Below are 12,036 nucleotides of genomic sequence, written 5' to 3' on the forward strand. Positions count from 1 at the left end.
CCGCCGCTCCGGCGGTGGACCAGCCGCCGCGCGGGCTTCTGGAGTCGCGGGCGCCCGGCCGCGCGGCGCACACTGGCCGGGCCCCTCCCGCGACGACCCTCGGACGGATCACCGTGCTCACCGGACTCAGCGCCTTCCCCCTCACTCCGCTGCGCGACGACGCCGTCGACGAGCCGGCCTTCGCCACCCTCGTCGAGCGCCTCGCCGCGGCGGGCGTCGACTCGATCGGCGCCCTGGGCTCGACCGGCTCCGCCGCCTACCTCGACCGCGGGGAGCGCCGCCGCGTCGCCGCGCTCGCCGTCCGGCACGCGGGGTCCGTGCCGGTCGTCGTCGGGATCAGCGCCCTGCGCACCTCGCAGGTGCTCGCGCTGGCCGAGGACGCGCAGGAGGCGGGCGCCGCCGCGGTGCTGCTCGCCCCCGTCAGCTACCAGCCGCTCACCGACGACGACGTCCTCGGCCTGTACGAGGACGTCACCGCGCAGCTGTCCGTCCCGCTCGTCGTCTACGACAACCCCGGCACCACCCGCGTCACGATGACCGACGCGCTGTACGCGGCGATCGCCGAGCTGCCCCGGGTCGCCTCGATCAAGATCCCCGGCGTCCCCGCCGACCCCGCCGCGGCGGCCGAGCGCGTCCGGACGATCCGGGAGCACGTGCGCGCGGGCGTCACGATCGGCGTCTCCGGGGACGCGTCCGGCGCCCGCGGCCTGATCGCCGGCTGCGGTGCCTGGTACTCGGTGATCGGCGGCACGCTCCCCGGCCCCGCGCTGAGGATCACGCGGGCCGCGCAGTCGGGCGATCACGCGGCCGCCGAGGCCGAGTCCGCCCGCCTCCAGCCGCTCTGGGACCTCTTCGCCGAGCACGGCGGCAGCTACCGGGTGATCGCCGCGGTCGCCGAGCACCTCGGCCTCGCCGCCCCGGGCTGCCTGCCCCGACCGATCCGCGGCCTCGACGCAGCCGCCCGCGCCCGGGTCGCCGAGGTGGTCTCCGCGCTCGGCCTCGGCGGCGAGGCCGGCCGAGGGGCCGCCGCCTAGGCGCGCCCGCCGTCCAGCGCCACCCGCCCGTCCAGCACCACCCGCCCGTCCAGCACCACCCGCCCGTCCAGGTCCAGCCGCTCCAGGAACGTGTCGTCATGGCTGACGACGAGGAGCCCGCCGCGCCAGGCCCGCAGCACGTCCACCAGGTGGTCGGTCGTCGCGAGATCGAGGTCGTTGGTCGGCTCGTCGAGCACGAGCAGCTGCGGCACCGGACGGGCGAGGACGATCCCGGCGAGCGCCACCCGGAACCGCTCGCCGCCCGAGAGCGTCGACGCCGCGCGGTCGACGATCGCGCCGCGCAGCAGCAGCCGCGCGAGGGCGTCGCGGACGGCGGGGAGCGGCAGGTCGGGCGCGGCCCGGGCGACGTGCTCGAGGACCGTGCGGTCCTCGTCGAGCATGTCCTCCCGGCGCTGGGCCAGGTGGCCGATGCGGTCGGTGAGCGCCCGCGCGTGCGTGTCGGGCAGCGGATGCGGGCGACGCGGCTCCGCTCCGACCAGCTGCTCGAGCAGCAGCGTCTTCCCCGTGCCGTTGGCGCCGATCAGGCCGAGGCGCTCCGGACCCTGGAGCACCGTGGTCCGGCCGCGGACGGTCAGCTCGGCGAGCCGGCGCGACGCGGGCACCCCCGGATCCGGCAGGTCGAGCCGCACCGCGTCGTCGTCGCGCAGGCGCCCGGACGCCTCGTCCACCCGCTCCCGGGCGCGCGCCTCGGCGTCGGCGTGACCCGAGCGGAGCCGCCCGGCCGTCGCCTCCGCGCGGCCGCGGCGGTAGTCCGCGGCGATCCTCGGCATCGACCGTGCCGACCGCTCCCCCGCCTTCGCGCGCCGGGCGATCGTCGTCTGCGCCTCGATCCGCTGCCGCTTCTCGGCCCGCAGCACCTGCTCGGCGGCGCGGACGTCGCGCTCGCCGGCCGCCCGCTCGACGGCGAGCCGCTCCTCGAAGTCGGAGAAGGTCCCCGCGGAGGTGCGCAGGTCGCCGTCGCGCAGCTCCGCGATCTCGTCGACGTGCTCGAGCAGCTCCCGGTCGTGGCTGACGACGACGAGGGTGCCGCGCCAGCCGTCGACCAGCGCGAGCAGCAGCTGCCGGGAGCGGCGGTCGAGGTCGTTGGTCGGCTCGTCGAGCACCGCGATCGGTCGGCCCCGCAGTGCGACTCCGGTCACCGCCGCGAGCACCGCCTGCCCGCCGGAGAGCATCGAGACGGGCCGGAGGAGGTCGCCGGCGTCGAGCTCGAGGCCGGCAGCGCCCAGCGCGGCGACGGCGCGGGACTCGACGTCCCAGTCGTCGGCGAGGGCCTCGAAGCGCTCGGCGCCGACGTCGCCGGCGAGGATCGCGTGCAGGGCGTCGAGCCGCCCGCGGACGCCGAGCAGATCGGCGACGGTGTCGTCGGCACCGCGCGGCAGGCGCTGCGGCAGCAGATCGACCGCGCCGGTGGTGCTGACGGAGCCCGCCGTGGGCGCGAGCTCGCCGGCGAGCAGCCGCACGAGCGTCGACTTGCCGGCGCCGTTCGCCCCGACGAGGGCGGTGCGGCCGCGGCCGAAGGCGGCGGTGACGCGGTCGAGGACGATCGAGCCGTCCGGCCAGGCGAACGAGCAGTCGGTGAGGACGAGGGACGGAGGGGTCGGTGAGGAGATGGGCACGGTGCTCCCGGTGGTCGCGTCGGCGCACGACGACCACCGCGCTCCGCCGAGGCGGGAGCGCGCGTCCACCCGGGTCAGCGGGCGGGAGCAGGGGTCGTCAGTGCGAGGGCAGCTGCTGCGTCGTGGACGCAGTACCGGTGCTGATGCGCACGAGACCGTCTTTCCTGCGGGGAGCCCCCGTGTCCGCGAGCCGATCCGCCGGCCGGTGAGGTGGCCGCGCCGACGCCGCGGCTCGCGACGGGGTACCCCTCGACGGTACGCGCGGGGCGGGGGCGGCCGCAAGGGAAGGGTGCGGCGCCTGAATCACGCGCTTTCCCAATCGGCCAACAGGCTGTTGGCTTTTTGCCGACCCGCGAGAGCTCGCTACTGCACCAGGGCCAGCAGGGCGCGGATGTCGGCGGCCAGCAGATCCGGCTCCTCGTGCGGGGCGAAGTGGCCGCCGCGGGGCATCGGCGTGTAGCGGACGACGTCGTAGCTGCGCTCGGCCCAGCTGCGCGGCGGGTGCACCAGGTCGAAGGGGAAGACGGCGACCGCGGTGGGCACCGCGACCCGGCCGACGCGGGCCGTCCGGCCGGTCGCGTACTCCCAGTAGGGGCGGAGGGACGTGGAGATCGAGTCGGTGAACCAGTAGAGCGACGCGACGGTGAGCAGGTGGTCGTCGTCGAAGCGGGTCGAGACATCGCCCCCGCAGTCGCTCCAGGCGCGGTGCTTCTCGAGGATCCAGGCGAGCAGGCCGACCGGCGAATCGGACAGCGCGGGCGCGAGGGTGAGCGGCCGGGTCTGCTGCTGGTGCTCGTAGGCGCCCTCGTCCGCGAACCAGGTGCGCTGCTCCGCCAGGTGCTCGCGCTCCTCGTCGGTGAGGGTCGTCTCGTCGACGTGCCGCGGGGAGGCGACGGCGAGCAGGTGGATCCCGGCGACCGCCTCGGGGTGGCTCTCGGCCAGGCGCGAGGTGATGCCCGCGCCCAGATCGCCGCCGTGCGCGGTGTAGCGGGGGAAGCCGAGCTCCTCCGTCATCAGGCGGTGCCAGAGCTCGTGCGTCTGCTCGTCGGGTCCGGGCCGCTGCGGCGAGATCGGGAAGCCGGGCAGCGCGGGGACGACGACGGTGACGGCCTCGGCCGGGTCGCCGCCGAAGCGGGACGGGGCGGACAGGCGCTCGGCGAGGGGAACCAGCTCGAGAGCGGTGCTGGGCCAGCCGTTCGTCAGGACGATCGGGAGGCGGCCCGGCGTCCCGGCGTCGGTCTCCGCGTCGGTCTCCGCGTCGGTCTCGGCGTCGAAGCGCAGGTAGGCCACGGGCGTCCCGTCGAGGTCGGCCTGCGCCCAGGGCAGCTCGCGGATCCGCCGCTCCTCGGCCGGCCAGTCGAACTCCTCCGACCAGCGCCGGGCCAGCCGCCGCAGCTCGGCCTGGTCGGTGCCGGCCGACCAGCCCTCGACCGGCCACTCGGGCGACCAGCGGGTTCGGCGGACGCGCTCGCGCAGGTCGGCCCACTCCTCCGCGGTGACGGCGGGGACCGGGGAGCCGGGTCGTGTCGAGGTCATCGCCCGACCGTAGCGGCCGGGTCCGACATCAGAACAGGTCGGGGCCCTCCGGCTGCCGCGCCGTCGACGACTCGACGTCGACGACCTCGCGGCGCAGCTCCTCCGTGACCTCGCGGGCCCCGGCGACGGACTCCACCCGGAGCGTCACGCGCTCGACGGGCACGACGGTCCGGACGACGTCGATCCGCTCCTCGTGCAGGACGACGACGATCGGCTCCTGGGGGGCGGTCGCGATCGCGGCGGGCAGCGGCGGGCCCTCGGCGATCGGCTCGCGGACGACGCGCAGCTCCTCCCGGCGCACCTCGACGGTGACGGTGCGCTGCTCGGTCACGACGACCCGCTGCAGCTGGACCCGCTCCGTCGCGTGCCGGCGCGTGCCGACGAGGAGCCGCTCCTCGTGCAGGACGACCTCGGCGGTCGGCTCGGTCGCGGTCGGCTCGGTCGGTGTCTCGCTCATGCGGTCCCCTCGGTCGGGTGCGGGTGCGGGTGGGGATGCGGACGCGGAGGGGGAAGCGGATGCGGCCGCGGCCGGCCCTGCTCGGAGCGAGCGGAGCCGGCCGCGGGTGCTGCCGCGGTCGTGCGCGTCAGCGGGGGCGGCGCGCGGTGGTCGCCGGGGCGGCCTGCTTCGCCTGGTCGGCGGCGCGCTTGGCCTGCTCGGTGACGGACGGCGCGTTCTGCGCCTGCTGCTGGATCTTCGGCGCCTCCTCCTCGGCCTTCGTGAGGATCGCCTCCCAGCGCTGCTGCATCGGCTTGATCAGCCCGCCGCCCGCGCCGACGATGATGACGCCCGCGATGATCGCGAGGACGGCGATGAGGATCGGCGTGGTCACCGTCGTGGCGACCTCGATCTGGTTCAGCGCCGCGGTGACGCCGAGGAAGAGGATGAAGATAGCGACGATGTTGCCGAGGACCTTGCCGTAGGAGAGGCCGCCCAGAGTGTTCTGGATGAGGCCCTTGGCCCCGGCGGCGATCGCGGCGGCGAGGACGACGATGATGATCGGCAGGAAGCCGATGATGCCCTGGAGCAGATCGCTGAACGGGTTCGGGCCGAAGACACCGAAGGCGAACTGCAGCACGAAGAGCACGAGCGTGCAGTAGATGATCTTCGACACGATGTCCGACGCGTCGAGGGTCGAGTTCGCCAGCGCCTTCTTGATGCCGCCGCGCTCGACGGCGCGGTCGAAGCCGACCTTGGTGAGCAGGCGCGAGAGGCCCTTCTCGATGAGCTTGGCGACGATCAGGCCGACGATGAGGATGAGCAGGAAGAGCAGCGCGAGCGGGACGAACGCGATGATCGCGGCCAGTCCGTTCTGCAGGGCGGCGGGGAAGTCCATGGGTGGGCCTTTCGGGCGGGATCGGGCGGAGTGGTGCAGGGCGTGCGGGGGTGGCGGCCGGCGCTGGGCACCGGCCGCCGGGTGGCGCTAGGAGCGCGCGTCGCGGTCGACGACGACCTCGTCGGTGCGGGTGGTGTCGGTGCGGGTGCGGGTGCCGTCGGCGTCGGGCTCGACGAGCTCGATCTCCTCGTGCGAGACGTCCGCCTCGACGGTGCGCTGCTCGGTGACGGTCTCGGTGCCGAGCGAGACGCGCTCGACGGGGACCGTCTCCTTCGCGGTGACGACGCGCTCCTCGGTGAGGATCACCTCGTGCTCCTCCTCGCTGAGGTCGGGGCCGGCGAGCGCGTCGCCGGCGTTCGCCTCGGTGATCGGCTCGCGGGTCAGGGTGACCTCGTCGTGGCTGACCGGAACCGTCTTCGAGACCTGCTCGGTGACGATGTGCTTGCGCAGGCGGGCGCGGCCGGCCTCGACCCGCTCGGTGCCGACGCGCAGGCGCTCCTCGGAGCGGGTCATCGCGTCGTCGGTCGTCGGGCCGGAGGTGTCGTGGCCCTCGGTGCCGCGGTCGGTGCCGCGGTCGGTGTCCACGGAGCGGTCGACGTCGACGCCGCGGTCCGCGTCCTGGTCGTAGAGGGGCGCCTCGGTCGGCGCGGTCGTGCCGCCGAGCCCGTAGTAGGAGTAGAGGGCCTGCTCCTCGTCGGCGGAGAGCGAGCCGTCGTCGTCGATCCGCGGGGCGTCCTTGACGAAGGCCTTCTCGTAGCCGACGTGGAGGACGCCGCCCTCGAAGCTCGCATCCGCGAGCGGCGCGAAGGACTCCGAGGAGCCGAACAGGCCGGTGCGGACGGTGACCCAGGTCGGGGTCTGCGTGCTGTCCTCGACGTAGACCTGGCCGACGGTGCCGATCTTGGCGTCGTCGGTGCCGTGGACGTCGGCGCCGATCAGGGTGTCAATGCTGCTGCTGTCGATCATGGTGCTCTCTCTTCTCTCCCGGGACGGAGCCGCGGGGATCGCTGGTGGCGGGGGTCACCGGGGGCGGTGCAGGGCGGTGCGGAGGCGAAGCGGAACGAGGCGGACCGGCGCGGGGATCGCGGGGATCTCGATCCGGCAGCGGCGCACTTACAGCGTAAGCCTCGGCAGAGCTTACGGTGTAAGCGTTGTTACGGTGGAAGTGCTTGCCACCGCGGCACCGCACCTGGTATCCGGGCGGGGCGGGCGTTCCAGGAGGCGCGCATGACCGAGAGCGACAAGAGCGGCAGCGAGAAGGCCGGCGACGAGAAGGCCCCGGCCGACAAGGCCGGCGGCGAGAAGTCCTCGAACGACAGGGCCCGCCGCAGCGGCTCCCCCGCGCGCAAGCTCAGCCGCGAGCTGATCGTCGCCACCGCCCTCGAGATGATCGACCGCACCGGCCCCGAGGCCCTGTCCATGCGGACCCTCGCGCAGGAGCTGGGCGTCGAGGCGATGTCGCTCTACCGCTACGTCCACGGCAAGGAGGACCTCCTCGAGGGCGTCATCGCGCTGCTGATGCAGGAGCTGACCGTGCGCCTGGACGAGGCCGAGAGCCACCACTGGCAGGAGTTCCTGCAGACGGCCGCCCACGAGGTCCGCCGCATCGCGACCGACCACCCCAGGGCCTTCCCGCTGGTCGCGACCCGCCACCCCGCGGCCCCGTGGCTCCGCCCGCCGCTGCGCAGCATCGAGGCCGTCAACACGTTCCTCCGCTCCCTCACCGGCAGCGGCCTGACCGACGCCCAGGCGGTCGGCGCCTACCGCTCGTTCAGCAGCTTCCTGCTGGGCCAGCTGCTGCTGCAGGCCGTGGTCCAGGGCGCCGAGACCTCGCCGACGGACCTCCCGCTCGACGAGGGCGACGCGACCATCCCGCAGGGCGACGGGAACGTCTCCCTCGACGTCGCGCCCGAGGTGCGGCGGCTGCGCGGCCTGCTCAGCGAGGACCACAGCGACGAGGAGTTCGAGATCTCGCTCGAGGTGCTGCTCGACCGGCTCGACCGGGAGCTCTCGCAGTAGAGCGGCTGCGCGCGACCCCGCCGCCCGACCCCCAAAGGCCCGTTTGACGGTCCGCGGAGCCGGGCAGGACGATGGCCGCATGTCCACTCTCGAGGAGCTGCGCGCCACCGCCCACCCGATCCGGCTCCGGCTGCTCTCGCTGGTGACGGGGGCGGCGATGAGCGCCGCCGAGGCCGCGCGCGAGCTGCGGCTCTCGCAGGCGACCGCGAGCTACCACTTCCGCGTCCTCGAGCGGGCGGGACTCGTCAGCGTCGTCGAGACCGTGCGGCTGCGCGGCGGCGAGGCGAAGCGCTACCGGCACGAGTCCTCCGGGCAGCCGTTCGACGTGACCGCGACCGTCGAGGCCGGGCCCCGGGAGGAGCGGCAGCTGCACCTGGACGCGCTGATCGAGGAGCTGCGGCGCCGGTCCGCGGCGCGCGCCGACGGTCCGCAGCTGTCGACGGACGCCGAGCTCTGGGTCGATCCGGAGACCTGGCGGCGGGTCGTCCGCCACGTCGGCGAGGCGTCGGCGCTGCTGCATGCGGCGGCCCGCCCGCCGCGCAGCCCCGGGACGGCCCCGGTGTCGATGACGACCGCGATGTTCCCGCTGCGGCGGCCGTGACCGCGCCGTCCGTGGGGCGGCGGCCCGGGCCCCTCGCGCACGCGCCGTTCCGCTGGCTGCTCGCCGCCCGGACGACCGGCGTGCTCGGCAACGCCGTCGCCCCGATCGCCCTGGCCTTCGCCGTCCTCGACCTCACCGGCTCGCCGGCCGACCTCGGCCTCGTCGTCGCCGCGCGCTCCCTCGCCAACGTCGCCGTCCTGCTGCTCGGCGGAGTCCTCGCCGACCGGCTGCCCCGCTCCGTGATCCTCGTCGGCACCTCCCTCGCCGCCGCCGCGACCCAGGCGGTCGTCGCCGCACTCGTGATCACCGGGACCGCGAGCATCCCCGCTCTCGTCGTGCTCGGCGTGCTGAACGGCGCCGTCGCGGCGATGAGCCTGCCCGCCGCGGCCGCCCTCGTGCCCGAGACCGTGCCGGCCAGCGAGCTGCGGCCCGCCAACGCGCTCCTCCGCCTGGGCCTGAACGCCGGGACGGTCGTCGGCGCCTCGGGCGGAGCCGGCGTCGTGGCGCTCGTCGGGCCCGGCTGGGGACTGGCGGTCGACGCGGCCGGCTTCGCGCTCGCCGCTCTGCTGTACTCGCGGCTGCGCCTGCCTGCGGGGGCAGGCGGCTCGGTGCTCGCGGGCGGCTCGGTGCTCGCGGACCTCCGCGAGGGCTGGCGGGAGTTCACCCGCCGGCGCTGGGTCTGGATCGTCGTAGCCCAGTTCACCGTCCTCAACGCGGCGTTCGTCGGGGCGACCACCGTCCTCGGGCCGGTGATCGCCGATCAGTCCTTCGGGCGCGCGGCCTGGGGACTGGTCGTCGCCGCGCAGACAGTCGGGCTCGCGATCGGCGCCGTGATCGCCCTGCGCTGGCGACCGCGGCGCGCGCTGGTGATCGGGGTCGCCCTGATGGCGGTGACCGCGGTCCCGGTCGCGGCCCTCGGCGTCGTCCCGGCGCTCCCCGCCCTGATCGTCGCCTTCGCGCTCGGCGGCGTCGCGCTCGAGGTGTTCGCCATCGCCTGGGACCAGTCGCTGCAGACCCACGTCCCCCGCGAGGCGCTCGCGCGGGTCTACTCGTACGACATGGTCGGCTCCTTCCTCGCCGTGCCGCTCGGCGAGGCGCTCGTCGGCCCCCTCGCCGAGCTCGTCGGCACGGAGGCGGTCCTGCTCTGCTGCGCGGCGATCATCGCGCTGGCCTCGCTCGTCGCCGCGAGCAGCAGGAGCGTGCGTGGCGTCGGCACCGCGCCGCCCGGCACAATGACGGGCATGGATGCCGAGACCCGCCCGCCCGCCGACGCTCCCACAGCGGCCGCCCCGCCCGCCGACGCCGACGCCGCGACCGGCCGGTACGCGCACGGCCACCACGAGAGCGTCCTGCGCTCGCACCGCTGGCGCACCGCGGAGAACTCCGCGGCGTACCTGCTGCCGCACCTGGCGCCCGGCGTCTCGATCCTCGACGTGGGCTGCGGCCCGGGGACCATCACCGTCGACCTCGCCGAGCGCGTCGCCCCGGGCCGCGTGGTCGGAGTGGACGCCTCGGCCGACGTGATCGCGCAGGCCACCGCGCTCGACTCCCCCGCGGAGTTCGAGGTGGCGGACGCCTACGCGCTGCCGTACGCGGACGACTCCTTCGACGTCGTGCACGCCCACCAGGTGCTGCAGCACCTCACCCGCCCGGTCGACGCCCTGCGCGAGTGGGGCCGGGTCGGCCGCCTCGTCGCCGCGCGCGACGTCGACTACGCCGGCGTCCTGATCCACCCCTTCACCGAGGGCCTGCAGGCCTGGGCCGCGCTCTACCAGCGCGTGCACCGCGCCTCCTCCGGCGAGCCCGACGCGGGCCGCCGCCTGAAGGCCTGGGCGCGGGCGGCCGGCTTCGACTCCGTCGAGGTCACGGCCTCGCTCTGGGTGTTCGAGAACGCCGAGGACCGCGCCTGGTGGGGCGGGATGTGGGCGGACCGCTCGGTCTCCTCCTCCTTCGCGACCACCGCCCTCGAGCGCGGCTTCGCGACGCAGGCCGAGCTCGAGGCGATCAGCGAGGCCTGGCGCGCCTGGGCCCGCGACGACGACGGCTGGCTGTCGATGCCGCACGGCGAGCTGCTCGCGCGCTGAGGGCGGGCGCGGCGGAACGCCGGGACGGGGTCAGCGGGGCGACTCGTCGGGCGTCTTCCGCTGCGCGACGAGCTGGCTCATCCTCTGCGGCGTGACACGGAGCACACGCGCCGCTTCCGCCTGAGTCAGCCGGTGATCGGCGAGCAGGGTTCGGGCGGCCTCGCGGCGCAGACGAGCGCTGCGCGCCATCGCCGCACGGCCCTCGCTCTCGGCGTGCTCGGCTTCAGTGAGAAGACCCGATACCTCGGCGGGCAGCTCGATCACGACGTCGATCGCACCCTCCCAGCTGTCCACTCCGAGCCAGTGCGCCGCGGCGTCGCGCACGTCCTCGTCGAGCTCCTTGAGCGAGCGCGACTGCCCCATCGCCACGATCTCCGCGCCGGTCGGACCTTCGCTCGTGAGTGCGGGAATGGTGAACACCCACCAGCGCCCCTCGCGGCGCGCTCGGGCTGCGATCGTCTCCTCGGTCATGCCGACCGACCTCCTCGTTCTCGTCTCATCGCCAGCTCGGCGGCGTTGCGGGGAAGGCGGCGACGATCCGCATCGACGCGCATCGAGCCGCGACCGTCCAGGGGAGAAGCCGATCATGAAGCAGGGAGACGCAGGTTCTCCTGGCGCCGGACGTCGCTCCGCAGAACTGCCCGGATGATCGGGAGAACGAGGACGTCGAACACGTACGGGTCCTTCGCGAGCTGGCGCGCGACGTCGGAGTCGGCGGGGGCGAGCTGGCCGGCGAAGTTGGAGGAAGCGGAGCCGATCCGTTCGCGGGTGCGATTCATGATCTGGTTCGCGAGCACGTTGCGGGACCAGCCGTGCTCGGCGGCGGCCGCCGCGTACCAGAGGCGGGCGTCGGGATCGTCGAGCTTCTACAGCAGGACGATGTAACCCCGGGGCGGAGTCCAACAGCTTGTTGGACCACCCACCTGCTTGATATCTCAACAACCTAGCCACCGATCTGCTTCGCGGCGTGTCACGCTCCGAATGGAGTTGCTGGATGTACCGTGTAACTATGACGACTGATGATGCGGTTCAGGTACGGCTGGTCGCGGCACGCGAGATGCTCGAGGCCAACGGCTTCGCGGCTCTCCTCGGCGATTTGGTCCGAGATGTATGGCACAAGAATGTGGCGAGATTCGATCGCGATCTCGGAGACAACGTCCGGGTCATCGCAACTCAGTCGGCGGAGAACCTGACCGTTCGACTGCTCCGTCTCATGGAGGAGTCTGAGCGCTGGCGTGCCACAGGGGTTACCGTGACGTTCGTCCGTGGATCGCTCCTCATCGAAGACCGCGGTCTTCGGATCCATCTGGCAAAGGTTCCCCAGGACTCGCGACGGCGACCCGATTGGCACCATGATTTCCCCTGGGCGAGTCAGAGCAACGTCCGCGCCGACGCTGCGGCGCGGGTCGACGAGGTCCGCCCGACCCCAGTGCAAGAGACCGGTATGGAGCCGCTCATCTCCGCTGATGGGCTGGGTGAGTACGGGAATGCCGACGACATCAACGAGTTCATCATTGTTTGGGCTGGCGAACTCGACGAGAACCCGCTGACGGCAGGCTGGATCGTGGTGCCTACCCTGAGGGACGCGCAGGTTCTCGCGCACGAAAAGATCTGGTTTGACGAGGGCGGTGGTTCGACTTTGGCCACACCGGTCGAACTGGATGACGCCCCGTCTGACGAGACGGAGCCAGACGTCCCGATCAAGATGAAGGCAGCGCGGAGATCGGAGCATGTTGATGCCGTCTGAGTCGGACGCCCTGCAGCGGGCTCGGGCTCGGCGTTCCTCTGGGA

General features: G+C 74.0%; 12 protein-coding genes and 1 pseudogene. 6 read left to right on the plus strand and 7 right to left on the minus strand.

Features of this window, described 5'->3' with window-relative positions:
• The first annotated feature begins 113 nt into the window (after positions 1 to 113).
• Positions 114 to 1,034 carry a dihydrodipicolinate synthase family protein gene (locus tag HQQ82_RS13725; RefSeq protein ID WP_173234140.1) on the plus strand — a complete coding sequence of 307 codons (921 nt, stop codon included), beginning with the start codon at positions 114 to 116 and terminating at the stop codon, positions 1,032 to 1,034.
• Here the strand turns inward: HQQ82_RS13725 and HQQ82_RS13730 are convergent.
• From HQQ82_RS13730 to HQQ82_RS13750, 5 genes are all read right to left on the minus strand, one after another.
• The gene (locus HQQ82_RS13730; RefSeq protein WP_173234142.1) at positions 1,031 to 2,671 is read right to left on the minus strand and encodes an ATP-binding cassette domain-containing protein; all 1,641 of its coding nucleotides are present in this window, start codon (positions 2,669 to 2,671) and stop codon (positions 1,031 to 1,033) included. The two genes, HQQ82_RS13725 and HQQ82_RS13730, sit on opposite strands and share 4 nt — an antisense overlap.
• A 363-nt stretch (positions 2,672 to 3,034) precedes the next feature.
• The gene (locus HQQ82_RS13735; protein WP_173234143.1) at positions 3,035 to 4,207 is read right to left on the minus strand and encodes an epoxide hydrolase family protein; all 1,173 of its coding nucleotides are present in this window, start codon (positions 4,205 to 4,207) and stop codon (positions 3,035 to 3,037) included.
• A gap of 28 nt (positions 4,208 to 4,235) precedes the next feature.
• Complete coding sequence (locus tag HQQ82_RS13740) at positions 4,236 to 4,664, minus strand: YsnF/AvaK domain-containing protein (protein WP_173234145.1); 429 nt, start codon at positions 4,662 to 4,664, stop codon at positions 4,236 to 4,238.
• Between the two features lie 127 nt (positions 4,665 to 4,791).
• Positions 4,792 to 5,541, minus strand: coding sequence for a hypothetical protein (locus tag HQQ82_RS13745; protein ID WP_173234147.1), 750 nt, complete (start codon positions 5,539 to 5,541; stop codon positions 4,792 to 4,794).
• 87 nt (positions 5,542 to 5,628) lie between these two features.
• Complete coding sequence (locus HQQ82_RS13750; RefSeq protein ID WP_173234150.1) at positions 5,629 to 6,507, minus strand: DUF2382 domain-containing protein; 879 nt, start codon at positions 6,505 to 6,507, stop codon at positions 5,629 to 5,631.
• Between the two features lie 261 nt (positions 6,508 to 6,768).
• Here HQQ82_RS13750 and HQQ82_RS13755 point away from each other — a divergent pair, with 261 nt between their 5' ends.
• The 4 genes and pseudogenes from HQQ82_RS13755 to HQQ82_RS13770 all read left to right on the plus strand — a co-directional run bounded on the left by HQQ82_RS13755 (position 6,769) and on the right by HQQ82_RS13770 (position 10,245).
• On the plus strand, positions 6,769 to 7,560 hold the full coding sequence (locus HQQ82_RS13755) for a TetR/AcrR family transcriptional regulator C-terminal domain-containing protein (protein WP_173234152.1): 792 nt from the start codon (positions 6,769 to 6,771) through the stop codon (positions 7,558 to 7,560).
• A gap of 79 nt (positions 7,561 to 7,639) precedes the next feature.
• On the plus strand, positions 7,640 to 8,161 hold the full coding sequence (locus HQQ82_RS20075) for a helix-turn-helix domain-containing protein (protein WP_173234153.1): 522 nt from the start codon (positions 7,640 to 7,642) through the stop codon (positions 8,159 to 8,161).
• An 11-nt stretch (positions 8,162 to 8,172) separates the two neighbouring features.
• Positions 8,173 to 9,339: pseudogene (locus HQQ82_RS13765) on the plus strand (MFS transporter); the annotation flags it as partial.
• Positions 9,340 to 9,510: 171 nt separating this feature from the next.
• A complete protein-coding gene (locus HQQ82_RS13770; protein WP_254071546.1) occupies positions 9,511 to 10,245 on the plus strand; it encodes a methyltransferase domain-containing protein in 735 nt (244 codons plus the stop codon).
• A gap of 30 nt (positions 10,246 to 10,275) precedes the next feature.
• Here the strand turns inward: HQQ82_RS13770 and HQQ82_RS13775 are convergent, their stop codons facing one another.
• Positions 10,276 to 10,716: a hypothetical protein gene (locus HQQ82_RS13775; RefSeq protein WP_173234155.1), complete on the minus strand. Its 441-nt coding sequence runs from the start codon at positions 10,714 to 10,716 to the stop codon at positions 10,276 to 10,278.
• A gap of 113 nt (positions 10,717 to 10,829) precedes the next feature.
• Complete coding sequence (locus HQQ82_RS20650; RefSeq protein ID WP_367947955.1) at positions 10,830 to 11,024, minus strand: hypothetical protein; 195 nt, start codon at positions 11,022 to 11,024, stop codon at positions 10,830 to 10,832.
• A 230-nt stretch (positions 11,025 to 11,254) separates the two neighbouring features.
• On the opposite strand from HQQ82_RS20650, the gene HQQ82_RS13785 reads away from it, so the two are divergent.
• On the plus strand, positions 11,255 to 11,992 hold the full coding sequence (locus HQQ82_RS13785; protein ID WP_173234157.1) for a hypothetical protein: 738 nt from the start codon (positions 11,255 to 11,257) through the stop codon (positions 11,990 to 11,992).
• Positions 11,993 to 12,036 lie beyond the last annotated feature (44 nt).

Origin of the sequence: Rathayibacter sp. VKM Ac-2856, assembly GCF_013205055.1 — a bacterium.
In the GTDB taxonomy this organism is placed as follows: domain Bacteria; phylum Actinomycetota; class Actinomycetes; order Actinomycetales; family Microbacteriaceae; genus Rathayibacter.

Coding starts and splice junctions, on each gene's coding strand:
- HQQ82_RS13735 (WP_173234143.1), bottom strand. CDS start 4,207: ATGACCTCGACACGACCCGGCTCCCCGGTCCCCGCCGTCACCGCGGAG.
- HQQ82_RS13775 (WP_173234155.1), bottom strand. CDS start 10,716: ATGACCGAGGAGACGATCGCAGCCCGAGCGCGCCGCGAGGGGCGCTGG.
- HQQ82_RS20650 (WP_367947955.1), bottom strand. CDS start 11,024: ATGAATCGCACCCGCGAACGGATCGGCTCCGCTTCCTCCAACTTCGCC.
- HQQ82_RS20075 (WP_173234153.1), top strand. CDS start 7,640: ATGTCCACTCTCGAGGAGCTGCGCGCCACCGCCCACCCGATCCGGCTC.
- HQQ82_RS13740 (WP_173234145.1), bottom strand. CDS start 4,664: ATGAGCGAGACACCGACCGAGCCGACCGCGACCGAGCCGACCGCCGAG.
- HQQ82_RS13750 (WP_173234150.1), bottom strand. CDS start 6,507: ATGATCGACAGCAGCAGCATTGACACCCTGATCGGCGCCGACGTCCAC.
- HQQ82_RS13745 (WP_173234147.1), bottom strand. CDS start 5,541: ATGGACTTCCCCGCCGCCCTGCAGAACGGACTGGCCGCGATCATCGCG.
- HQQ82_RS13785 (WP_173234157.1), top strand. CDS start 11,255: ATGACGACTGATGATGCGGTTCAGGTACGGCTGGTCGCGGCACGCGAG.
- HQQ82_RS13755 (WP_173234152.1), top strand. CDS start 6,769: ATGACCGAGAGCGACAAGAGCGGCAGCGAGAAGGCCGGCGACGAGAAG.